This is a genomic window from Shewanella sp. MF05956 (assembly GCF_059758055.1).
This window is the reverse complement of the sequence record NZ_JCAYNV010000012.1, coordinates 58,321-84,023: the sequence shown is the minus strand read 5'-3', so window position 1 is coordinate 84,023 and position 25,703 is coordinate 58,321. Positions and strand designations below refer to the sequence as shown.

At 41.0% G+C, this 25,703-nt stretch carries 17 protein-coding genes; 7 read left to right on the top strand and 10 right to left on the bottom strand.

Annotated features, from left to right (window positions below):
* Positions 1–27: 27 nt before the first annotated feature.
* The gene (locus tag AC19MX_RS14260; RefSeq protein ID WP_432401583.1) at positions 28–366 is read right to left on the bottom strand and encodes a hypothetical protein; all 339 of its coding nucleotides are present in this window, start codon (positions 364–366) and stop codon (positions 28–30) included.
* 601 nt (positions 367–967) lie between these two features.
* Here AC19MX_RS14260 and AC19MX_RS14255 point away from each other — a divergent pair.
* Positions 968–1,933 (top strand): DUF3187 family protein, encoded by a 966-nt coding sequence (locus tag AC19MX_RS14255; RefSeq protein WP_498298932.1) that lies wholly within the window; start codon positions 968–970, stop codon positions 1,931–1,933.
* 33 nt (positions 1,934–1,966) lie between these two features.
* Here AC19MX_RS14255 and AC19MX_RS14250 read toward each other — a convergent pair whose 3' ends face one another.
* The 4 genes from AC19MX_RS14250 to AC19MX_RS14235 form a co-directional block, all read right to left on the bottom strand.
* Complete coding sequence (locus tag AC19MX_RS14250) at positions 1,967–2,926, bottom strand: diguanylate cyclase (RefSeq protein WP_498298930.1); 960 nt, start codon at positions 2,924–2,926, stop codon at positions 1,967–1,969.
* Positions 2,927–2,929: 3 nt separating this feature from the next.
* Positions 2,930–7,816 (bottom strand): PAS domain S-box protein, encoded by a 4,887-nt coding sequence (locus AC19MX_RS14245; protein ID WP_498298928.1) that lies wholly within the window; start codon positions 7,814–7,816, stop codon positions 2,930–2,932.
* 416 nt (positions 7,817–8,232) lie between these two features.
* Positions 8,233–9,303 carry an L-dopachrome tautomerase-related protein gene (locus AC19MX_RS14240; RefSeq protein ID WP_498298926.1) on the bottom strand — a complete coding sequence of 357 codons (1,071 nt, stop codon included), beginning with the start codon at positions 9,301–9,303 and terminating at the stop codon, positions 8,233–8,235.
* A gap of 11 nt (positions 9,304–9,314) precedes the next feature.
* Positions 9,315–9,959: a peroxiredoxin-like family protein gene (locus tag AC19MX_RS14235; protein WP_498298924.1), complete on the bottom strand. Its 645-nt coding sequence runs from the start codon at positions 9,957–9,959 to the stop codon at positions 9,315–9,317.
* A 171-nt stretch (positions 9,960–10,130) separates the two neighbouring features.
* Here AC19MX_RS14235 and AC19MX_RS14230 point away from each other — a divergent pair, with 171 nt between their 5' ends.
* Positions 10,131–10,694: a TetR/AcrR family transcriptional regulator gene (locus tag AC19MX_RS14230; RefSeq protein WP_498298922.1), complete on the top strand. Its 564-nt coding sequence runs from the start codon at positions 10,131–10,133 to the stop codon at positions 10,692–10,694.
* Positions 10,695–10,764: 70 nt separating this feature from the next.
* Here the strand turns inward: AC19MX_RS14230 and AC19MX_RS14225 are convergent, their stop codons facing one another.
* Positions 10,765–11,439 (bottom strand): TetR/AcrR family transcriptional regulator, encoded by a 675-nt coding sequence (locus AC19MX_RS14225; RefSeq protein WP_498298920.1) that lies wholly within the window; start codon positions 11,437–11,439, stop codon positions 10,765–10,767.
* A 109-nt stretch (positions 11,440–11,548) separates the two neighbouring features.
* On the opposite strand from AC19MX_RS14225, the gene AC19MX_RS14220 reads away from it, so the two are divergent.
* Together AC19MX_RS14220 and AC19MX_RS14215 are read left to right on the top strand one after the other, a co-directional pair.
* Positions 11,549–12,721, top strand: a complete 1,173-nt coding sequence (locus AC19MX_RS14220) for a phytanoyl-CoA dioxygenase family protein (protein ID WP_498298918.1) — start codon at positions 11,549–11,551, stop codon at positions 12,719–12,721.
* 705 nt (positions 12,722–13,426) lie between these two features.
* A complete protein-coding gene (locus tag AC19MX_RS14215) occupies positions 13,427–14,473 on the top strand; it encodes a GGDEF domain-containing protein (RefSeq protein ID WP_498298916.1) in 1,047 nt (348 codons plus the stop codon).
* 122 nt (positions 14,474–14,595) lie between these two features.
* On the opposite strand, the gene AC19MX_RS14210 is transcribed toward AC19MX_RS14215, so the two are convergent.
* Positions 14,596–17,064, bottom strand: a complete 2,469-nt coding sequence (locus AC19MX_RS14210; protein ID WP_498298914.1) for an alpha/beta hydrolase family protein — start codon at positions 17,062–17,064, stop codon at positions 14,596–14,598.
* A 127-nt stretch (positions 17,065–17,191) separates the two neighbouring features.
* On the bottom strand, positions 17,192–17,878 hold the full coding sequence (locus AC19MX_RS14205) for a DUF6933 domain-containing protein (RefSeq protein ID WP_498298912.1): 687 nt from the start codon (positions 17,876–17,878) through the stop codon (positions 17,192–17,194).
* 237 nt (positions 17,879–18,115) lie between these two features.
* Here AC19MX_RS14205 and AC19MX_RS14200 point away from each other — a divergent pair, with 237 nt between their 5' ends.
* Entirely contained in the window at positions 18,116–19,525 is a 1,410-nt protein-coding gene (locus AC19MX_RS14200) for an MBL fold metallo-hydrolase RNA specificity domain-containing protein (protein ID WP_498298910.1), read from the top strand.
* 431 nt (positions 19,526–19,956) lie between these two features.
* The gene (locus tag AC19MX_RS14195) at positions 19,957–20,178 is read left to right on the top strand and encodes a DUF2375 family protein (RefSeq protein ID WP_432399220.1); all 222 of its coding nucleotides are present in this window, start codon (positions 19,957–19,959) and stop codon (positions 20,176–20,178) included.
* A 489-nt stretch (positions 20,179–20,667) separates the two neighbouring features.
* Here AC19MX_RS14195 and AC19MX_RS14190 read toward each other — a convergent pair whose 3' ends face one another.
* Complete coding sequence (locus AC19MX_RS14190) at positions 20,668–23,127, bottom strand: sensor domain-containing phosphodiesterase (RefSeq protein ID WP_498298908.1); 2,460 nt, start codon at positions 23,125–23,127, stop codon at positions 20,668–20,670.
* Between the two features lie 613 nt (positions 23,128–23,740).
* Positions 23,741–24,922, bottom strand: coding sequence for a J domain-containing protein (locus AC19MX_RS14185; RefSeq protein WP_498298906.1), 1,182 nt, complete (start codon positions 24,920–24,922; stop codon positions 23,741–23,743).
* A gap of 312 nt (positions 24,923–25,234) precedes the next feature.
* Between AC19MX_RS14185 and AC19MX_RS14180 the strand changes: the two genes are divergently transcribed.
* Complete coding sequence (locus AC19MX_RS14180; protein WP_498298904.1) at positions 25,235–25,627, top strand: site-specific integrase; 393 nt, start codon at positions 25,235–25,237, stop codon at positions 25,625–25,627.
* Positions 25,628–25,703: the final 76 nt, after the last annotated feature.

Below are 25,703 nucleotides of genomic sequence, written 5' to 3'. Positions count from 1 at the left end.
CAACATGACAAAGGTATGAACATCGCGCTACAGCAAAAATTGATAGGCAAATTTTGAGATAATAAATACCCCACCTAACCCGAGCCCACCCAAGCACAACTCAGCTAATCGATCTTGGTCAAATTCCAGCCAATCGTTAAATGCGGCATAAAACCGTAATGAAATGCCGTACAACACAATGACAGCCAGTGAAAGAAAACTATACAGATAATGCTCAGGGTAAAAAAACGTTAATAGCGGAATAAACGCCAACAAAAAATCACCACCTTTATGAGTAAAGTTGGTTTTTGATTCAATGGCTATATCTAACAACATTTGCAGAGGGATCACGATAACGAGTAAGCCAAGTAACAGAAAAAAGTCCATGCTACCCCTTTAATCCATGACGCACTTTTATGAAGTGAGCCTGTGCATAAAGAATCTGAAACTTATAAATAAAGGAACCACTAACAAGGGTATTTATTACAGAGTACTTTAGGAGATGGTCACTACAACCAAGTAGAAGTAGGCGCAACTGTGGTACAACATTTTTAAAGTTCACTAGTATTTGAGCACAATAACTCAAGTATGACGCAGAATAATCCATTATAAATTCCATTTAAACTTGTCTGTCCATTACAAATTTATGCATCTTATTTACAGACTAAATTTGTTTCCAAACAATTACCTTATACCGTGCTACTAAATAATAATCAACATGTTACGTAAAAATCATCCATTATCATACTTTTATCGTGCCATCAAAGCATACTGCAACACATCACATATTTACCTTAACAATGTGTCTCAATATAATTGTTTTGCATATTATGTTCACTTTTTGTTGTTTAAATTTATATTGCACGCAATCATAATGCCGGCCTTGGCAGTATCAAACGTCATTTATAACAATAAGCCATTCCATTTAATCTGCAAGTCGCTAGCAAACGGTGATGAGCTATGCGAATAACATGAGAACACTATGCTGATGAAAAAGAATCTATTGTTCACTTTATTAGGACTAACATATTTACCTGCTGCGCAAGCTCAAATTGTCGATTTTGACGATTACGGTCCGCTAAGAGTGTATGCCCAATCACCAATGCAATCGATCAATCACACACCTCTACTTCGCTCAGGTTTTTCATTACCTCAAGGACAGCGCGAATGGTATATCACAGCCAATATCGCGAGCATGTGGTCTGAATCAGATGTACTGCTAGCCGATTATTATCAAAATGCTGTTACTGGTGGCATAAAGTGGCAGATGTCAGATGCATTAATGTTAGATATCAATTATCGATGGGGATTTAGCGCTGATAACCATTTAGATTCACTCACAATGTGGTTCCATGACGCGTTTGGGTTTGATCAAAATGGCAGACAAGATCAAGCCAAACATCAAAACCAAATTCAATCAGAAAAATATGGTATTCACGTTGATGACTTAAGCGGTGAAACGCTTGAAAATGCCTTAACAGCATACTTAGGTTACCAGCTCATACAAACTGAGCGCCATGGATTATCTATAGGTGCTAGCCTGTATTTAAAATCTGTCGATAGCGGCCCATTTGCTGAAGATTCATTTGCGCAAAGCATTCAAATAAACTACAGCTACAAAAATGGCCAACATCATGTGAACTCAAGCTTTGGTGTCAGCTTTATTGAAGATACTGAGTCGATATCAACCAATCAATATGATTCTCGTTTTACCACGTTTGGCATCGGTTATGAATATCGTAGTGGACGCCATGGTTGGTTAGCCGAAATACACCGATATGAAGGCTTGGTTAGCTGGGATGAAAACTTCTCTGATGCGTCTAATGAAGCCTTACTAGGCTACCGTTATTACTTAAACACCAGTGCAATAGAATTCACTCTGGTTGAAAACTTTGAAAATATGGATAACAGTGTAGATATTGCTTACACGCTAGGATATCGTCATAAATTTTAATCAACAGGGCAAAATATTGCCCTGTAATATTCGCTAAACAGTAATCAACTCTTCTGTCGTCACCTGTGCGCCTAGCACTCTATTTCTGCCGCGCTCTTTGGCTAAATAAAGCTGTTTGTCAGCAGCTTCAATTAATACCTTTTCGGGAATATCTCTTGTTGGCACTATGGTCGACACGCCCGCACTGACGGTAACAAAATGAGAGACAGCAGAGGTTTCATGCGCAATTTTAAGCGAAATAATACTATCGACTATTTGCTGGGCCACATAAGTGCCCCCGATTAAGTCGGTATTGGGTAAAATACAAATAAACTCTTCACCGCCAAAACGCGCGACTAAATCGTAAGGGCGATTAACGGTATCTTGAATTTTCTGGGCAACCTGTCGTAAACAAGCATCCCCCTCAGTGTGTCCATAGGTGTCATTAAATAGCTTAAAAAAATCGATATCCAATAAAATGATCGTCAATGGTTGTTGCTCACGGCAACCTTGCAGCCAACTCACAGGTAACACCTGCTCAAATTTACGTCTGTTTGCCACACCGGTTAAGCCATCTAGCAGCGCAATAGAACGAAGTATGTCAGATTGCGACTTTAGCATGAGTTGATTCTTCACCCGTGCTTTCGTGATAACCGGGTTAATGGGCTTATGAATAAAATCGACAGCCCCTAAATTAAAACCTTTAACTTCTTTCTCTTCATCAAAATGTCCGCTGATAAAAATAACCGCAATGTCTTGTGTAACGGGATCATTTTTAAGGTGTGCGCAAACATCAAATCCATTCAATATTGGCATTTCAATGTCTAACAACACCATATCAGGATTGACTTTTTTACACATATCAATCGCTTGATGTCCATCTCTGGCCATATAAATATCGTAATCATTTTGCAGTAACTGGTGCAATATTTTAATGTTGACGACTTGGTCATCAACGATCAGTATTTTGCCTTTTACTGGAGCGGCACCAGAAATATACTCATCTATGAACACGCATCACTCCTTAATTATCGATGTTAGGGTATCGATAGCATCCAAAAACTCGAGCTGACTGACCTGAGACTTTAATCTTAACCACTCTTTATCCGTCGCTATATTATCTGATAATTGCTCAAGATAGCTAATAGCATCTAAATTTTGCTCAACTAATAAAGCCATTAACTTATCCATTTTGACTGACGATATACTGGTTATCGGCAATAATTGCGTTTTATCCAGCTCATTTGCTGTTAGCGCCACCGTTTCATCAGGAAATAAAGTGTCGAGCACATGTAAACTGTCGTTAATTTGCCCTTGGATCTGACTCAAATAAACATCCGCATCTATTTTAACGTTATGTTTTATGTTTTGTTCAAGCAATGCAGCAAAAGCGGCTAAACGTTTTGCACCAATATTACTGGCTGTACCTTTAATGGTATGAGCAATTATGCTTATTTTATCGGTGTCTTGTTGTGTAAACGCTTGGGTTAATGCTGAGAGTTGTTCTGACATTTCTACTGCAAAGTGATGTTTTACATCGATAAAAAATGCTAATTCACCACCAAAGCGCCTTAATATCGACTCAGGGTCTTCAATAATCACATCATCGTCGCCTGTGGGTACATCAGGTAACTCAACAAATGCATTTATATCATTTACACCGCCCAATGAAGGTGCGCTTTGACCTAACAATCCCAACATACAAGGCAGTAAACGCGTCATGTCTATCGGCTTGCCAATATGTTCATTCATCCCAGCATCAAGACATAACGCCTTGTCCGCCAACGAAGCGTTGGCGGTCATCGCTAAAATCATCAAATCATTAAATCGACCATCAGCACGGATTAAACGCGTTGCCTCTAAACCATCCATATCTGGCATTTGCATGTCCATAATAACAATATCAAATGTGTTGCTAGATTGGGTCACCCACTCCACACCTTCAACACCGCCTTTGGCTAATGTAACAACCGCACCTTGCAATCTAAGTAGTTCATCAATAACTTGGCGATTTAATTGATTATCTTCAACCACCAGCACTCTAATGCCTTGCAAGGCTAAGTGGGTTACTTTTTTCGTTTCTAACGGTATTTCTTCACCGCTAATAGCCTGATGTACCGCCTCAAGCATTAAGTTAGCCGTAATCGGTTTGGTTAACATATTCACAAAAGGTTGTTGCTCATACTGCTTAGTTTGCTTCATCACCTCAGAACCGTAAGCCGTTAACATAATAATGGCTGGTGCAGCGCCTTCTGGAAACATTAATTGAATATGCTGTGCGGTTTCTAGGCCATCCATGTCAGGCATGCGCCAATCCATAATAATCACGTCATAGTGGTTGGTGGCATGTAAACTTTGTTCAATAAGATTAATAGCCTGCTTACTGTTACTTGCTTCGTTAACATAAGCACCATGAGCCATCAGCGTTTTTGATAAAATTTTACGACTCATTTTGCTGTCATCAACAATAAGAATATTTTTACCTTGTAAATCAATATCCAAATAAGTATTTTTCATCTCGACAACAGTAAAAGACAAATCAAAGCCAAAACGACTGCCGTGACCTAACTCACTCGTTAGCGTTAATTCACCGCCCATTAACTCCACTAAACGTTTGGTGATAGCAAGCCCTAACCCAGTGCCACCAAATCGCCTTGAGGTAGAGGACTCCGCTTGCACAAAACCTTGGAATATTTTTTCAGCCTGTTCTTTGCTGATCCCGATGCCGCTGTCTGATACTGAAATGGTCAGCTTCACTTCATCCTGGTTAAGCTGATGACAATGCACCCCAACAATCACATGCCCCTGTGAGGTAAACTTAATCGCATTACCAGCAAGATTAAGTAAAACTTGCCTTAAGCGCTGCTCATCACCTTCGATAAGGTAAGGAAGGTTTGGATCAAGGTCGAAAATCACTTCTATACTTTTACTGTGAACATTGGTCGCTAACATCACCGCAAGTTCACGCATCAAGGTTTCCATTTTAAATGGATGAAGATCAAGCTCAAGCTTACCCGCATCAATTTTTGAGAAATCCAAGATGTCATTGAGTAACCCCAACAAGGATTTAGCCGCTATTTCTGCTTTGGTCACATAATCAAGTTGTTGCCGGGTCATATCAGAATGCTGTACTAACTGGAGCATCCCCAATACTGCATTCATCGGGGTGCGAATTTCATGACTCATATTGGCTAAAAATGCCGACTTAGCTGCACTCGCGGAATCCGCAGCCTGTTTAGCTAAACGTAATGTTTGTTCTAATTCACGCTGCTCAGTGATATCGCGGTTAATACCCACAACACGGACCGCTTTGCCTATTTTATCGTAACTAATTTGCGCACCAGCATGAATATAACGCACCTGGTTTGCACGATTGATGATCCTAAACGTCGGTTCATAAGTCGAATGGTTTTCAATGGCCTGCTGTAATGCTTGTTCAGCCATATTAAGATCATCAGGATGAATGCGCTGTTGCCAATGTCGATAATTAAGGCCTTTTTCTTTTATCTCAATCGGGTAGTCGTACATCACAAACATACGATCGTTCCATTGCAATTCATCCGTTAATAAATCAAAGTCCCATATACCCAGCTCAGCAACTTCGGCGGCTTTGGCTAATTGATTACTGGCAGACACTAACGCTTCTTGCTGTTTCAACATGGTATCGATATTAACGGCAACCCCAAGATAACCTACAAGCTCACCAGACTCATCACGCATTGCGGTAACAGATAACGACACTTGGCATTGGGTGTAATCTTTGCGGACATAGGTCCAAATACGCGTTTCGGGACCGAAGTTTCTGGGCTTGTAAACCATCACATCAAATGCACTGATCTCTTCGCCAAATTCCTCGGTTAACTCTTTACCGCGCGCCCTAACTTCGGCAGGTACATGCATTATTGCCGGACTCATTTTGCCGACAATTTCACTCGCACTATAACCAAGCAACAATTCAGCACCGCGATTAAACATGGTAATTATGCCATCGCTGTCAGTTGAAATAATGGCAATTTCAGAAGCTGCAGCAAGCACATTGGTCAATAATGAGGTGAGTTTAAGGTTTTCAAGTTGAGTATGCTTACGCTCGGTAATATCAATTCGCAAAGCAACACAGCGTTCTAACTCACCATGACTATCCATAATGGGGGTAATGACGGTATCGAACCATTTCGCATCACCTTGCTTATCATGGTTACACACTTCACCATGCCAGCTTTTACCATTAATAATGGTTTCCCACATGTCTTTCCAAAATGCTTCATCATGTTGATTCGATTTTAAAATAGAATGTTTTTGGCCAATCATCTGCGCACGGGTATACCCTGAAACAATACAAAAATAATCGTTAACCGCTAATATCACGCCATCTTTATCTGTTTCTGAATATAAAAGTTGTTGGTTAATGTTATCGAGTAAGGTTTTATTTTCAGAAAGGGCTTGCTGCAACGCTTGTGTACGATCAGTGACTTTTAGTTCAAGGCTGGCATTTAAACTTAAGATTTGTTTTTCTGCGTTTTGTTGCGCAGTAATATCTCGAATAGTCTGGCTTACCCCAGTAATCACACCGGACTCATTGTAAATGGCTAATGAAGTCATTGTGGTTGTGAGTAACTCATTATCTTTACGCTTGTGATGACCAATAAAGTTCAATAATGGTTTACCGTTTAACACGTGAGCAAAATGTGTATTTTCCTGGCTTTGCCCTTCGTCGGCAACAATAAAACCATGCGCTTTATACCCAACAACCTCACGATTGGTGTAGCCAAAAGTAAGTTCCGCACCTTGATTCCACCCCGTGACAACACCGTCGCAATCGTAACTAATAATGGCATCTTGTGAGTGCTCTAAAATGTTGGCTCGTCGTTCATTATCGGCTAAGACCAGTTGCCTTCTTCCTAAGGTATAGCTATAAAAAGCAACAAAAGACGCCAATAATAAACTCAAAATAAAGCCATAAATAAATACAATATTCGGCGAGGTTAAATGCAATCTACTGACAAAGTTAGGGTAAGCAATTAACGAGATTTGCCAATGACGACCAAACACTTTGTTGTTTACAGTCACCATATGTTCAGTTAACGGACTTGAGTCGTCGATGTGGGTTTCGTAAAACGTCACCATATTGGCAGTATCGGTAATGTCTTTGAGCAATAACTTCGTATTTTTTCGCGATAGCGATAAATCGTCAAACACTTCATTGGCAACCAATGGAGCAAAACTCCAGCCAAAAGCTTGCTGCTCCCTTAACGCTGATGTGTCAGGGGTTCCAACTGTACGATAAATAGGCATCAATATTAAAAATGATTGTAATGGATTGCCAGTAGCCTGTACTAACGTTATTGGCCCGGTTAACCTCACCTCTCCAGTTAACATCGCATCTAAAGCCGCTTTTTTACGATTGGCTTCAGAGGCGATATCTAATCCGACAGCGGAAAAGTTACGCGCTATAGGCTCAATATATTGAATGATATAACGCTCACCATTGTGAGCACTGAGCTGCCTAACACCGAAGGTGGGCCAATCATCTAATTGCGCTGCGGTAATAAAATTGGTTTCTTCAGCAACACTCACGCGCCGAACAAAACCAAACCCTCTTGCGCCAGGAAACTCCTCATCGATATCTCGTGTCAAACTGTATTTCTGAAACGCTTGCCGATTAATGCTCTCTTCACCTGCGGTAAAAATAATGCCGCGCGCACTGCGTAAGCCATACTGATATAGCTGAATACGGTCAGTAATGTTATTGGCGACCTGCTCTGTGACGGCCTTAAGTTCATTAACAATGATGTTATTGTTTTGATTTTTAACACTTAACATCGCGCCCACACTCATGACTATGCCAAAAGCGAAGACTCCGACACCCAATTTAAGCGCGTTTTTATAATTAGCAAATCTGGTCATGTTTATGCGTTTCAAGTTAAGGGAGTTTAACTGTGGACGATAACCTTCTTTTTTACAAGCTACACATTGAAAAACATAGTATTTTCACAAATTAAAGGCCGTTGCGCTACAATGACTACGTTGGTGACACTGCACTTGGGATTACTCAAAGGTATATTATTAATCGTACTGCACAAAGGTGAGTTACAACCGTAGCTGAAACCCTTAATCGTAAAAAAAAGAAATTGAAATAGAGTGCGGCAATCAAATTTAAGTCCGTAAAATCGTGCAGCCAGTCATCTGTATTGACATCAAACACATCATCCAAAATCTACACAAGCATCAACAACGTTGAGCTTTTAGTATTGAACAGTCATGCAATATCGCTCGCACAAAAAAGGCTACCCCAAGGTAGCCTTTATGTTATCTGTTCATCATTATCGGCCTACGGTTGTCTCGGCCAGGGCGTCAAATTGGATAATGTAATAACGCCCATCGCTCCTATCTTGTTGGTTATTCACCGCTGGCGATAAGTGTAACTTATTCACCGCAACCAGAATTTTGCCATCTGCCGTGGTGGCAAAACCATCTGCCCAACTGAACTTATCGGCGTCTTGATGCAAAATATGGTATTGGCGATCCGTATCAATATAGCCCACTGCATTGTGGGTCATGTCAGTCACATAAATGTTGCCGCTATTGTCTATGGTGATACCATCACTGATAGGCTTATTGGCATAAAATTCGACTTTGCTGCGCAACATATTGGCCGAAATTTTAGCGTCTAATAAATATTGAGTGTGAACTCGATACAACTTCTCACCGCTCAACGCACCAAAATAAACCCACTCATTGTTAATGTCTAACGTAATCGAATCGATACCAATACGAATAGGCTGACCGCCAATCGATAATGTTTTGCCATCAATCACAGCATCAATATCTTCTGGACGAGTATAAATGCTGCTGTCTAAGACTCTGCGGGCCTGACCAGTGGTTAAATTAACCACAACTAAACCGGCGTTATCGCCACCAGCAGGATCGCTGATGTAAACAGCTTCATGATCGCGGTCGACCGCTAAGTCATTCAAAAATGAATTGACCGGCAATACTGCGGCCGTTAACTCAATGGTTTTATACAGTTGGTTATTTAACGTGTCCCAACCGATTAAATGCCCTGCTCTGTCATGACCAGTAGCCGTTTCAAGCATCCATAAAATACCCTGTTCATCAATCACAACGCCGAGCACAGGGTTAAGTTTTTGATTAAATTCACGACTTGGATAATCCATTATCGTACCGTCTTGCTTAAGCTCTACAATTCGCGCATCCACACCGTAAAAGTGATGATTACTCATAAAAACACGACCTGTTGCAGACACAGCTACATTACCTGGAGGGTGTTGTTTATCGAGCTCACGAAAAACAGAATAATCAGCTGCAAATGTTGTACTGCTCAATAGCGTCAATGCGGTAAACATTGACACCAATACCCATTTAATCGACATGAATATAAACCTTATAGTGTCTTCAGTGTTGCAATAATGTCTTGTGGGTCCATGCGATAAGTATAATCAGCATTCACAAATGCATCGGCAATGATGCCGTCTTTACTCACCACAAACGTCGCCGCTAATGGGAAGTCAAATTGGCCAGAACCATTATGTTTTTCAACTTCCACACCAAATTTAGCGTACAAACCACGGATTTCATCGGGTAATGAAAATACAACCCCAAGTGCTCGCGCATAATCGGCATTGATATCAGACAAGACTTCAAATTTAAGTTCATTTTTTTCAGTTGTCGATAATGAAATATCGGGTAATTCAGGGGTTATCGCGACAAATGTTGCACCCAGCTGTGCAAACGTGTCCAAATGCTGCTGATATGCACGTAACGCTAAATTACAATAAGGACACCAACCACCACGATAAAACGTAACCACTAATGGCCCATTGGCGAGCAAATCCCCCAAATTACGAATTTGGCCTAATTGATTAGGTAACTCAAAATGCGTTAATACATCACCGATTTTCGGCGCTTTTTCAATTACACCTGATAATTGCAGTTTTTGTGTCGCATCCGACATAATCGCCATTAACTCAGGAGGGATTTTGACGGCACTGGCTTCGCGTTGTTGATCGAGTTGGGTAGATAAAGACATTGTTACGCTCACTTCTAACTTGAATATACATTCAAAATAACGATTATTGCTAAGATAAGCAAGCTTTTTTGAACAATCATTCAAGTGGTGTTATTATTCTAAATAAGCCTTATGGATAACTCATTCAATCAGGCTATTTTAACTATGCAGTAGGATTGAGGAATAAGCGCTATGGCGAAGAAACATTATCAACGCGAAGACGTATTAGATAAGGTTATTACTTTATTTTGGCAACAAGGCTATGCCGCATCAAGTGTCCAACAGATCACCAAAGCGACGGGATTGAAGCCGGGCAGTATTTACCATGAGTTTGAAAGTAAAGAGAAGCTGTTTCAGGAAGCGTTAGCTCGCTATGCCGCGTCTTCAATTGCTTCAATTCACCAAAAAATGGCCAATGCCTCTAACGTCAATGAAGGTATCAAGCAAATATTAACTGATTTAATAGAACAGTCAAAAGCCTGTGATTATTGCGGCTGTTTTTTGATCAAAACACAACTTGAGTTGGCTTCACAAGGTAATACCTTGTACCAATTTGCATCGGCGCAATTAGCCAGCATAGAAAAAATTTATGTCGATTACCTCAGTCGCGTTTATAGCGACCAACTGGCTAAAACGTATGCAGCACAACTGATGACGGTCATTTTTGGTATTCGCATATACGGTTACCAGGCGGATTCGGCCAATACTATCACCCAAACATTCAACGCGCTGCTACCCTGGTTAAATGAGCACTAATCCGATAAGTGCGATAAATGCTCATTATCGCCTTATCAACAGAGCTTTCAGGTCAAAAACGGCTTGAAAGCTAAAGCGGTATATCTGTAAGTGATTTAATGACCTCATAGAGCCGCTCTTGAAATGACGGTGTCGCATCTGCGGCCAGCGTGATAAAAGCACCAACCAATACCTGAGTTCGATATTCAGCCAAACTAATATAGCCATTTACCCAATCATGTCTGGCCAAACGTTGGCAACCAAACAACTGTTTAGCCAACCAGGCTACGTCAACCTGACCTTTTAAAAAACCATTATTTTTGGCATCGACACATACTTGCGTAGCAATCGCTAACGATTTATTAAAGATGCCGTTAGGTAATTCATGATCAAAAAACTGAGTGCGTTCACCTGCAACAAATGCTGCTTTATAAAAGGCTTCATTGGCCGCAAAAAGATCTAACAAACTGTCAATAAACGCTTCGGTAGCCACAATAGGATCGTGAATATTAGGCTGCGCTAAAGCGACTTCAACCTTAGCCACCATCTCAACAACAAGCTGTTCAAAAATATCGCTTTTTTTACCCAATAAGTTATGGACAGTAGGAATGCTCAACTGCGCCTTAGACGCCAACTCATTGATGGTAAAGGCTTCAAAACCATTATTCGAAATAAGCTCTCTGGCGATAGAGAGTAACCTCTCTTTTCTTAACGCTTTATTGGCTTGGCGAGTGGCATTGCCACGGGCATTACTTATCTGTGTCATGGGGATGAGCCTAAAATAAAACTTGACCACAGATTTTATTGTGCGTTAAATTTTATTTACAATAAAAACTGCAGAATAAAAACTGTAAAATAAAAACAAGGCCCTCATTATGAACCAAGATATAACTAAATCAATCAACGCATGTGCCGCGCACTATGGCGAACACGCTGAACAAATGAAATCCTACCTGCTTAATGGTCAAGCCCAGGCTTATAAAATGAATAACCGCGGCCCGATTAAGTTTGATGAAAACGGCGCCCTTGCCAAAGATATCCTTGCTGAATATCAACAATGTGGCTTTTACATATTTGAAAATGTACTCAGTGAAGCCGAGCTTAATGATGTTAAAGCTGATTTAGCCCAAATGCGCAGCACATTTTCAGCCGCGCCCTATGGTAAAACAACCGCTGACGGTAAGCCTGCGCTCGGTGCAGACAATATTGCGCCAAGTTTAATCTGGTCTAAATCGTTAGGCGATCCTCTCGGTGGCACCGCTATTGCAAATGGCCGTCACCAGGTAAAACTATTTGAACCAACAGCCGCTAAAGATTCGCCAGAATATGCGCCATTTGTATTACTCGGCTCATTGCAATTTTCAGAAGCTTGTTTGCGTATCTACGGCCACCCACAATTATTACGTGTGGCCGAGTGTATCAATGGCGCCGATTTTGCGCCTTTTCATGAATGCTTATTTATTAAAGATCCGGGTGTAGGCGCCGCGGTGTCATGGCATCAAGACGGTGACACTCATTGGAACAGTCAACATTTTGATGACGGTATTCATGGGTTTAATTTTATGGCTCAAGTGCATGGCAGCACAGCAGTAAATGGCGTTTGGGTATTACCAGGCAGCCATAAAACCGGCAAAATCGACATCAAAAATCTTATCGAAGCATCAGGAAGCGAGCGTATTGAAGGGCTGGTACCTTTACTGTGTGGTCCAGGCGATGTGGTCATTTGCAACAGACAACTGCTACATGGATCATTTGCCAATACCGGCTTTGAGCCACGCGTCACCGTCAATTTCGGATTTCACCGTCGCTCATCAGTGCTCGGCGTCATGGGCGCAGGCATGCACAGTGAAGCGCAAGAATACACAGGAGCACTTATCGATGAACGCTCTAAAGTGATTGGTTACGCTATTGATGCGCGTCAGCAAAAATACCCCGACGAAACCCCTTATCAATATCAACCATTTATCGATAAAGGTGTGCAATACACCTGGGATCAACACGCTAAAAAAGACATTAAAGATTACAACCTACGCGATCTCAGTATATAACCTTCTCGCTTTCTGGTCTCAATGACAGAAAGCGCAATTTTAGTGCCTATAATATACCATTCAGCGTTAATAAGTGATGACTCAGCGAGAGTTTAAAAGGGCTTAAATAAGGCGCATGACTGAATGAATAGTTGTTCTCTTTCGGAGTCATGCAACGCAGTGCAAGCCCTTTTAAAACTCGCCTGAAAGGAATGACCCAGCAGATTTTGCTTTGCGTTCTCGCTATTTGAAAGGGAACACCATTACTACATAGCGACGCCTTAATCAAAAACAGCTGGACGCATTCTGAGTGTTTAACAGTCCTGATAAACCAATAAAACCGCTGACTAACCTATTACACGGTCCGTTATTAGGCTTCAGTAATCCGAATACGCTTTACGTGTCTTATGCTTCGTCACATATCAAGAGAACAAGTAAACCTGATGCTGAGATAATCCCATCACTTGCAACCAGCTTCATCTTACCTCATCGATTTTTTCGCTCATTTCCCTCACAATTATCCGCCTTACCATTCATTGCTACGCCACTCAGCATTTCGTTTTTATGCAAATATTATTGGATAAACGATCGTTTTATGGCAACCTGAATATACTGGTTAAATGATATTGTTTTAACATCCTATTTAATGGCTTATTTGATGCCACAAGAGTGACTTCCCCATATGATATTAATGCCAAGCGTTTCAATAACAGAAAGGATTAAGCATTGCTAGCACTCATCAAAAAACACCGAAACAGTACTGCAGAGCTGCAACAAGCTCGGGTTATTTCGTTGTTTTCATTGGTTGGAATGTCAATCACCTTATTGATGGGATTAATAAGCTTATTGGGTGAAAACACCACCCTCACAATCGTGTTGTTTATTGCCAGTATCACCTACCTGCTCGCCTTCTTTTCTGTCAAAAGGTTTGACCTCAGCATTGGTGCCACACTGGTTATTTATTCGCTATATTTACTCATGTTTTATTTGGTGTTTAGTGGTGGTGTTTCCCAAACTGGCCCATTGTGGATTTTCATTGTCGCGCCGGTATCGGTTTACGTGTTGGGCTTACGTCACGGCTTAATTAACTTAACTATCTTCCTAAGTATCGTCACCATTATTATGTTTTTACCACAACAATGGGTTACTCATGCGCAGTACGGTAATGAGTTTTCGTTCAGGCTGATTATCTCGTTTTTAACCATGTCATTTTTATCAGCCCTGTATGAATACTCCAGGATGCAATCATACCAAAATGCACTTGAGCTGAGCAGACAATACCAAGAGCTCGCCATGCGCGATCCACTCACCAAATTGGCCAATAGACGAAATGCAGCAGCCATTCTAGAACAAGAAAAATCAAGGTTGCAGCGTAACAATGAACCCCTTTCAGTCTTATTGTGCGATTTAGACCACTTTAAACTGGTCAACGATAAATACGGTCATAATGGCGGGGACATGGTGCTAACTGAATTATCAGCCCTCTTTAAAGAGCAAGTTCGACAACAAGATTGTGTCGCACGCTGGGGCGGCGAAGAGTTTTTGATTATTCTGCCACAAACCTCCGCAGAGCAAGCGAGCATCATCGCTGAGAAAATCCGTAGCAGCGTTGAACAATTCACCATCCACTTTGTTAAACACCAGATCCGCGTCACCATCAGTATTGGCATCGCACAACTAGCTGAAAATCAAACTATCGATGAATTGATCAACAATGCCGATAAATGTTTGTATCAAGCTAAAACCTTAGGCAGAAATAGGGTTCATCCTTAAATATGACTGGGTGTATGGCTTACAACAAGCTGCAGTTAGCTTTTTATCTTTTCTAAAATTCATTTTACTGACATTAAAAAGCCCCAAATATTGGGGCTTTTTAATCTATCTGCTCAATCCAATTACTGCTCTGCAGTTTCAGGATAGAGGCTGTTCCACCATTGCGGTTCATCTTTGAGTTTCATATCAAACCAGGCCATGGTGGTGTTCCACCAATCAAAGCGCGCCTGACGGGTGTTGATGTGATGGTCCTGATCATTAAACTCCACCAGCTCCACCTCTTTACCTAACAACTTAAGTGCGGTGTACATGTAATGGCTTTCGCCCACCGGCACGTTGGTATCAGCATTGCCGTGAATGAGTAATAACGGCGTAGTGATTTTATCGGCATGATAAAGCGGGCTTTGCTCAACATAAAGCTCAGGGTTATTCCACGGAAAACTGCCGCGACTCGCCACACCAGAATACCCATAACCCCACCAGCCATGTCCCCAATACGATGACAAATTACTGATCCCCGCATGTGACATCGACGCGGCAAATATATCGGTTTGTGTGGCCAAATACATGGTCATAAAGCCGCCATACGACGCGCCCATGTTGCCGACGCGTTTTGCATCAACATAGCTGTGGGCATTCAAGAATGCTTTAGTACCTTCAATAATGTCATCTGCGCTGTACTTGCCCCATGCATTAACATGACGTCCGCTAAAGGCCTGGCCGTAACCGGTGGCGCCATTAGGTTGCAACACATACACCACATACCCTTGCGCGGCCCATAAGTTAAATGGCCAGCGCCCAGTAAAGTGACGCCCAACCGGTGACGTGCCGCCATAGTAGTACACCAATGCAGGGTACTTCTTATTGGCATCAAAATCGGCAGGAAGATACACGCGACCATCAATGTTGTGGCCATGCTTGTTGGTAAAATCAAAATCTTCGATTTTCCCTAAACGTGTATCGGCATAGTGTTGCTTTTGGCTGTCAAATAACACTTGTTTACGGCTTGAATTAAGCGACATGCTGTAAGCTTTTTGCGGCGCAGTGGCCGAGGTGCCTGCAACCACTAAAGTCGGTGTCGATTGCTTGGTCGCCACACTGAAACCATCAACCATATCAACACCAGTGTCGATAAGACTAAAACGGCTTTTACGCTTATCAAACCAATAAAGCGGTGAGCGATCGCCTTCGGTAACCGTGACCAACAAATCATCATTTTCAAGCTTGGTCATGCTGCCAATAGCAGGGTCAAAGTCTTTGCTTAATGCGCTAACATTGCCCTTTGCATCACGCCAATATAATTGACCGTCATAGTCATTGACTTCAATATTGGGATCTTGCATGCCAACGCCATTCATAAAGCGCGGGCCAGCCGTAATGTACATGCCATCATCTGCGTATAATGCACCACTGAAGCTGCGATATTCACCAATTATAGTTTCGCTTAAATCCGCTACCTTAAGTTCGATAAGCTGAGTGATACCATGAGCAGGGGCTTTGTAATCAACAGGTGAGCGAGTCAGCAACAAACTGCCTTTATCGGCATTGCTGTCTAACAGCGAACTGGTAATTTTACTGTCGGTAAGTTGGCGAATAAACCCCGAGGCCACATCTAATTGATAAAGCTGACTGTTGTTACGCCAATAACTCCAGCGATCTTCTAATGCTTGAAAGCGCTTTGAAGTGGCTTTGTCATCTGCTTTAAACGGCTTTTCCCAACTAAACAGTAAACTGTCGCCAAACCACTGTAAGCCAGACACATTATCAAGCTCAGTAGCGGCAATATCGATAGTTAAATCAGCGACATTGAATAATTGAATTTGCTTGTTAGCCACAAACGCGAGTTGTTTTGAATCATCAGACCATACCGCGCTGCTAGGACGACTCTCCTGCCAGCGATACAGCACGCTGTTGTCTGGCAATTTGCGCAGCTCTGTCACTTGAATAGGTTTATCGCCCTGGGCCGCCTGGTATTCAATGGTTGATTGCAGTAGATATTTACCATTTGGCGATAAGCTTAAGTTGCTTATCACTTTTGAGTCAAAAAGCTGCTCTGCCGATACGCGTTGTGTTTGTTGCGCGGTAACATCGAGCTCATCAACATCGCTTTTACCTTGCCAATCCAGGCTAAAAGGCACGTCTTTTTGTAAGCCATCGGCAAGCAACATGAGTTGATAATCACCGTTAGCGAGTTCAAGCTCGACTTTGTCTGCTGATTTCACTAACTGGCCATTAAGGTACACCTGAGGGTTTTCAAGGCCTTTAACGGTTAATGTACCTTGCGTAAATCGCTGTGTAGAAACCGGTAAACGATAAGCTAACCAGCCCTCTCCTTCGGCTTTCGATGTGGCGGCTTGCCAGGAAAGCGCTTGATTAAATACCCTAACCTTACTGGCCTTATTTGCTTGACTGAGCTTTGCCACTACATTGGCACGCAAGGCATCGGCTTGAGCGCTTTTAGATAACGTCGTAGCAGAGGCTTGTGTCACAGGGCCAATACGCTCAATGTGCTTAGCATCAATCTCGACGCCGTGAGCCATGCCCGAAATGGCCATCGCTAAACTGGTTAACACCAGAGAAAAAGCTTTCATTACATGTCCTTTTGTTTTAATTAACCAGTGCTTAATTAACCAGTGCGTAAAACACTAGCTTGTAATAAATCAGTTTTTAATAGGCCAGTTAATTATTTTTAGTGAGTTATTTATTATTCATCGCTATCTATTTTCGATAGTCGCTAAGGTAAACCACATTAGTGGTGTCTAGCGGGCCGTCTTTAACATCAAGATCGTGTAACCAGGTATCGATAAACACATCGTTAGCAAAAAAGTGGCTACTGCGCCCTTTTGCATTTCGAGGGAATTTCCCCATAAAGGCGCTAAAATCAATAAATTCGTTGGGCATTAATAGCATTCCATCTTCATAACATTGTTGCTCTAAGTGCCAGGCAACCTCGTTTAAGTGCCCTTGAACGCTGCGATCGCCTCGAGGATGAAATGCACAGGTCGTAAATTTATCGTGATATCGTGCTAAGGCTAAATCAGCCTCGACACTGTCCACGCCTTTTTTATTGGCTAAAAACATAAAGTTCGACACCATCATTTTCTCGAACATATTGAGAAAATCGATTTCATCACCCTTTTTTGTCGCCAAAAACGTTATGCAATAGCGGCTAACATAATCCATCACTAATAAGTATTTTTTGCGTTTAACCGTCACACAGTGCACCACCCAATGCCATTGAGTGCCATCGTGTTCTTGTGGTTCAACATCTAAGGGGAAAACAGGTGCAGCGACTGACTCTGCAATGGTTTTATGCGGCGCGGCTTCTAAACAAGACAACACTTCGCCTTTACGAGTCACACTAAAAAACTCTGCAGCCGCTTTGGTACAGTTAAACACTAACATCAGCAATCCATCGAACATAAGCCAGAAATTAAGCTGATTATATCAACAACAGGATATTCACGACCACAACACAAGGTTAATTAATGCCAAATATCATGCCTAGTTTGTAAGCGCTTATTATCAGTAGCATTACTCGTGAATGCACTCCCCGTTTGCCAGCGTATGTTAATGGTTATCTCGCAAAATACGGTATCCACTGCTAAGTTAACGAGGGGCTCATTCAATTCAAGGATTAACATGCAGATCATTCACCATGGAGCGGTAAACGGCGTCACCGGTTCTTGTCATCAACTCGACATTAACCCACAACATCCGAGTAGCTATCTTATCGATTGCGGCTTATTTCAAGGAGCGGAAACAGCAGGTCAAAACTCAGCAGATCAACTGCAAATAGACTTTAACATCGACAATATCAAAGCCTTAATCATCACTCATTGTCATATCGATCATGTTGGCCGAATTCCCTATCTACTCGCAGCCGGTTTTAACCAACCCATTTACGCCACAACAGCAACCGCAGCGTTATTGCCATTAGTGATTGAAGATGCATTAAAAGTGGGCGTGACTCGCGATAAAAAGCTGATTCAAGCGTGTTTAAACCAACTCAACAAACTTATTGTGCCGATAGATTACTACCAATGGGTTTCGCTGCCCATCAATCTCGGCACAGCTGAAATGCCACCGTTTAATCAAATTAAGCTCAAGTTTAAGCCCGCGGGGCATATTCTGGGTTCAGCCTATGTCGAGCTTGACCTTAAAGGGCCAAATAACAAACACCGAGTGGTATTTTCAGGTGATCTAGGCGCAACCTATGCACCTTTACTTGCCAGCCCTAAAAGCCCTTACCGAGCAGATACCTTAGTCATTGAATCAACCTACGGCGATAAAAATCATCAAGGCCGTAAAGATCGCAGCAAACAGCTCAAAGGTATCATCGAAAAAGCGGTAAACGATAATGGCGTAGTGCTTATCCCTGCTTTTAGCATTGGCCGTACGCAAGAGTTGTTATACGAATTTGAGCACATTATTTATCGCAACCAACACAACCTAATGTGGCAAACTATCGACATTATTGTCGACTCACCAATGGCAGCCAATTTTACCCAACAATATCGTGCATTTAAGGATTTATGGGACAAAGAGGCTAAACAAAAACTCTCACAAGGCCGTCATCCATTAGACTTTGAACAACTCACCACCATCGACAGCCATCAAGATCACTTAGCGGTGATCAACTATTTAGATTCTGTCAATAAACCCGCTATTATCATTGCCGCATCTGGCATGTGCACGGGTGGCCGTATTAGTAATTACCTCAGCCGCTTTTTAGCCAAAGCCACTACCGACGTATTATTTGTTGGTTATCAAGCCCAGGGCACCACAGGTCGTGATATACAAAAATACGGACCTCGAGGCGGCTATGTGTATATTGATGAACAGCGCATAGACATCAAAGCGAAAATTCATACCATTAGCGGCTACTCTGCTCATGCTGATCAGCACAACCTCATCAACTTTGTTAAACGCATGCATCACAAACCTAAACACATCCGCATCGTCCACGGCGACACTGAAGCCAAGCAAGCCTTAGCCAATGAATATCAAAAATTATTGTCAAATACAGAGATTGAAATCGGTAAGGAGTGATTAAACTCAGACTTTGTAGTGAGTATTGCTGGCCAATAATCGCCATTAGGAAGCATTACGAATATTAGTAAGTACTAACAATCAACACGATACCGCGAGTAATGTCACGCTCTATAGCTACTGCAATTCGTTAAGTGATGACTTGCAAGAGTGTAAAAGGGAACAACCATGACGACATAGCAACACCTTAATCAAAAATCGCTAAACGCATTCTGAGTGGTCACTGATTAATGCGCATTGGTATAAGTCATTATCGCCTTTACGTCATGCGACTAAACGATTATGATTCAGCCTTATCAACTGTTACGTATACTGTTCTGTTAACGAGCTCATTTGAGACGAGTCAAATCGCATTAATATCGAGACGTTGTAGACTTTTTAGCATCATAAAGGATCACCTGGGTATACCCAGAAAATGTATGGATACAACAATGAAAACGCAAACGATAACGGTACTTTATTACCCAGCTGAACTGGCCATTAAACCCATAGCAGAAGTGTTATACGACCTTGAGGTTGGCGTAAACGGCCGTGTGATTATTCCAATGGAATATAAAGTGGATAAAATTATCGTGGCGGTATTTAAAGGTGAAGTTGAGCTGTTAAATGCGTTAGGCGACAGGGTTGCATCAGAGTTTAATGACGTGGCTTAACTGGCTGATTCAATTATGTTAAGTTGATAACTGAATCACTCTCTATTGCATTTTCCAAATCGGTCACAATTGTGCTCGCAGTAAAAATCGGTAAAACGTGCTTATAACATGTTTACGAGGTAAATGTTGTTCAAAGGTGTTTGGTTTAATGAGTCAGCATATTGTCGATAACGCCGCTCAAAACAATTCCAGTCACAGCCTTCTGCGGCCAAAGTTGCAACGTCAATAAGCAATACCACTTAATCATTACAGTCGAGCAAAACACATTATAAAGCCGTAACGCTGACACAAAATCAAACAGCTAAATTATTTACGAGCATGGTTCGCAAAACCATGAGCAATAGTATTTATAGGCGCTTAATCATTAAATCCTACTAGAGACTTCATTATTCGCTTGTTCTTATCTTTTTATTACTTATTTTCTCGAAAATCATCATTTAGTCACTTATCATCTCAACTCATGAGTGTCGCCACAAAAAACCATGTAAATCATATGCGTATCATCTTTAGCAAATGACCTTTCACTTGTTCCATTGAGATAGCGCCTAAAAATATCCCTGTTTTACCCGTAACCACCATCAATGACTTTGGGTACAAACAAAAATGTTTTAATAACGACTCAACAGAAAAATCGGTAAAACAAGTATGTTCAACCGGCGTAAGGATTTGATGTGCTCTTTTGGTTAACGTTAATCGATCATGCTTTGTTTCGGCATTAGTATTCACATAAGGACTAATTGCCGCATTAATGTCGTGACGAGAAATATAACCAACACTTTTACTGTTATTGAGCACCATCACAACATCACTGTTGTCATGCATATCAATAAACAACTCAATTCTATCGTCTGGCTGAACATGTGGCGGTGTCGGCATCAAAAAATCAATAATCGTGGGTATTTTTTTCATTTCACTGACAAGAAGTTTAAGCTGCAACCTTTCTATAATAATATTCATATTACTAAGGGTATTAGCATGTTCAACTAACGACAGTGGTTTACTAAAAATATAACCCTGTACATAATTAACGCCCATTTCCACTAAAGCCTTAAAAACGTCTAAGCTTTCCACCCCTTCAATGACAATTTCACCTCCCATTGAATGAATATACTGGGTAAACATTTTCACCATTAAGCGCTTTTGCTTATCTTTTACGATCCCATCTGTTATGAGCTTATTGATTTTAATTAACGTTAGAGGGAGCACTGATAAATCAGTAAAAGAGGTATAACCAGAGCCAAAGTCATCAATAGCCAACACGATATCGTTATCTGTAAGACGTTTAATATCGTCAAGAATGCTTTGGTTATCAGTAAACACAGCAGACTCAGCTAATTCAATGGTAATTCTGCCTGGGTCAATACCTGTCGAACGAATGAGTTCTAGCGTGTCATCAAGCGTAAAACGGTTTTTAGCACTATGAATCATTGACCGGTTAATCGACAACCCCAAATTATCATTCCCTAACACAGCAGCCAAAGCCGGGAGCTCATTTATCGCGGTGAGTAACACTTGTTTATCAATGATATTAATCCAATCATTTTCCTCTGCTAGCGCGATGAGCTCTTGCACATTATGATTAATTGACGTGTTTAGATTAAAACGAGCCAGCGCTTCAACCCTATCAATTTTTAAGGTTTTTACATTAACAATGGGTTGATAGGCTACATAAATCAGCTTATTGTCTAAACAGTTGCGCAAAGCCGATTCTAACTTTAACTTGCGATTATTAAGAATATTTATTTTTTGATTAAAATACTTAACGTTATGTTGATTAACCGAGCTAAAACCGACAGAAGATGTCTTTAATGCCTGTAGTGCATTCGATAATAACTGTTCATTCTCTTTGGCATCAACACCATCAATCGAAACACCAATATGGCATTGAATTTTGTTGTCTAATTGTAATTGGTCCTCTTCCAGTAATATGCCGAATATTTCAGTTAAATCACTGTGAATAGTCTTAACTAATTTTGAAGAAATAAAAGTCCCACAAATTTGATCATCGTTTAACAAGCCTAATTTAACGATACTCTTAAAGTTTTTCAGCTTAGGAATAGATTGGTCAATTAACCATCGAGGAGAGATCGAGTTTTTTGATGAATGAAAATAAGTATCCAAAACAAAAACGACTAAACTCTCTTGATTGCTCCGTAACGCTCGCATGTTGGTTAATGAATTGAAAAAATCAACTTTATGAGTCCAATCCCAGTTAGGCTTTTGTTGCGAAAACTCAGCAATTTCCGAGAAAGTAAAGTCTAATTTCTTTAATTGAAAAATATTGAGTGGGTTACAATTGTTGGAGTCAGAGTAATGTAAAATGTTAGCTTTAAAGACTACGTGAGAGCCATCTTTATGGTAAAAAAATAACTCACCATCCCAGGTGCCATTGGTTTCACAATTGAACAAATACTCTTTGAATACATTGTTTTTATCATGGATAAAAGCGCTAATATCTTGGCCGATAACCTCATATTCTTCATAACCAAGATACTCAACAAGCATTTTGTTAATCAGTAATATTTGATTTTTATCATCGCATACAAACAGTAACCGAGAAGACTGATAAAAAAGCTTATTTAAAATAGAAGCTTCTTCTTTTTTAGAGGGCAATAAACGTTTAAAAAATAGACTACCAGTAACAAGTTTTAAATTACTCGAATAAATGGCAACTTCGACAAGGTACTTAACGCCGCCAATGGTAAAGACCAAATGACTCGTCACAATATCTTTAGAAGAAATACTCGCTTCAATAATTTTTTTGAAATAAATCGCTTGATTTTTATCCAACAAATCGACAAGTAACCGAAACTTTACTGCGCCAGGATTTTCAGGACCAAATATAATCTTTAATAGTTGTTCACTGTAAAATAGCTTTTCATCAATATTCCATTTCCATAGAAAAGATTGATCAAGCAGATCTTTTTCGGCGCTCTCGAGCGTCATCATGATTCCATTCATTTCTAACTGCTTCCCTATGACTTGTCAGAACATTAGCCTTTTGCTCAAATCATCACTCTACTCAAAATCTATCAAAAAAGTGAGTAGTCACTATTGGCCAAACTTTTTACTTTAGGCCGATAAGTGAATGCGATAAGTAGACTTGCTAATGTTGCATGCTGGCTACAACACTTAAATTAGTTATCGCAATAACGTAGTAAAGCTATTTATACATGCTACAACTTGTATACGCAACTCCACCTCAACCGATATCATGCTTATTTTGTATCGTTTGTTCAATTTTTACGATTGTGTCAACAATTTCGAAATATGAGAGCGTTTGAAAGGCTTAATTGAGTAGGCCATTATCATCAATAGCCTCAAGGTTGCTGTACTCTAATTAACATGACGATTGTTAGCATCTGAGCATGTAAGTGACATGTTAGGGGGGGGGGGGATCAAGCGAAATGAGGTAATTAGCCATTATTGAATTAGCCGTTAGCGAATGACGATTGAACACGCAACAGCGCGGAAACATGCATCTAACAAGTTGATTAGATATAAACGTGACATTAAAAACGTCACGTAATGATAATCTACCGCAGCGCGAAGCCAACCCAATCTAATCTAGAAAATCTTCAAACATGCCAAACCCCATCATGTCATTCAATTCCTGCTGATGTAATCGTTGGCTTAACAGTTCACGCATGGCTTGCACCGTCGTGACGTTATTGATCTTAGCGTATAATGCTTCGGATTCAACGATCAGCAAATCGCCATACTGTTGCAACGTTTTTGCGCGCGACGCCTTTCCGCCACCGCCAAAACGACGCCAAATTTCCGATTTAATGTCGTTGCCATCCTGCATAAACTGATGCTCTTGGTTGAGTAATGCTATTTTTGAATATAACGCGGCTTCAACTCGCTTTATCATGTCCTCGTCAGCGATGAGTTTATATTCGGGCAAATGTTCCTGCGCCATCATGAGTAACGCGAGTGCATCTTTATCTTTTTTAGCCTGGGAAAGAAGCTGCATTAAATCCTTCTTTAAGGCTTTTCGCTCAAGATCTTGCTCCTTGTCAGGATGAAGTTGATTCGCGAGTTGTCGATACAGTTTCGTCATCGCTTTATCTTCAAATAATGCAGTGCTCATCGGTAATTCAGAGTCATCATTTCCAAATGAAAAGTCATCCCCCATGTCCCAGGCAGATTCATCCCACTCAACATCATCTTGATGTTCATCTTGAGCTTCTGCGTTATTGCTTTGGCTGAGCATGTCATGAATATACGCTTGAAAACGTTCAGGATGATGTATCATATCAATAAGCTCTTCGTTGCTTAAAGGCAACCACTCACCGAACATGCCAAACAGATCTTCCCGTAGCGCCTCGAGATCTTCATCACTCACAGATTGCTTTGGCATCGTCGATTGAAAATCAATCAATAATGACGTAAAAAACTCTCGCAAATCAGTTGTGCTAATGGGATTAAATGGGTTGGCCTCAAGTATAGTGAGCTCCTCTTCAATCCAACCATAAAGTTCAACCCTTTGGTTACCCTTAATCGTTTTGCGTGGCACAAACGTAAGTAAATGTTGAATCCACTTTCCGGTCGCAGCACACACAACATGTTCTTTTGACTCGATTAGCGGTTTAAACTCTTCATAAAAACCCTCTAACTTAGCGTGATAGCGTTGATTACGTGCTTGTTTTTTCTCAACGTCTTGCCACAATTTTTCGAGTTTTTGCGACTGTTTTTTAGATTTGTTGAGTTCAGAATTGTCGATAATGGTCATTAATGTCATGCAGAGTACCGTAGTGAAACTTATTTTATTTAATTAAGTGTATTATCAAGAATGATATCGTTTCATCAACCTTGACGCTAGGTTCTTGGTGACTAAATGTATAGGAAGCTCTGCTTGTTACCTCCCCATGATCATTGCCGAAGTGCGCTGTTTTCTTTCTATGGTCCCTAAACAGTGGAAGACGACTTCATTATCCGGTTTGGGACTGGAATGCGAAGTTGTGAGGTGCATGGATGAGAATGGGAACATATTGATTTTGAGCACCGATTGATCCGTATTCGGCAAAACTGGGTCAACGAGGTGGTATGTGATGTGAAAACGCCGAAATCGGGTCGAGATCTGAAAATGTGTAACACTGTGTATGATGCATTTAAACGGTTCAAAGCAGCCAATCGCTCAGGCAACAATTTTGTGTTTACAGAGCCTTCTAGTACACCACTGCATACCCACTATGTCAGTCGAACATTATGGTACCCGACATTGAAAAGTGAGGGGTTAAAAAATCGACGCCCCTATAAAACTGGTCATACTGCTGCGGTATTACATATCGATGCCCTTGAAAATCCACTCTACCTATCACAGCTGCTGGGTCACAGTGATACACGGTTACTGTTTGACGTCTATGCTCCTTATGTCGTTAATGCGTCTCGCAATGATGGCAACGCTTTTGACCAACTCATGAGCTCAGAAGCCGTAGCATCGTAAATGGGTGATCAACTGTTTTTTAAATTGCCCACTCACACTGAGTGAGCAATTGTGCCAGTTGGTACATGTGAATGTA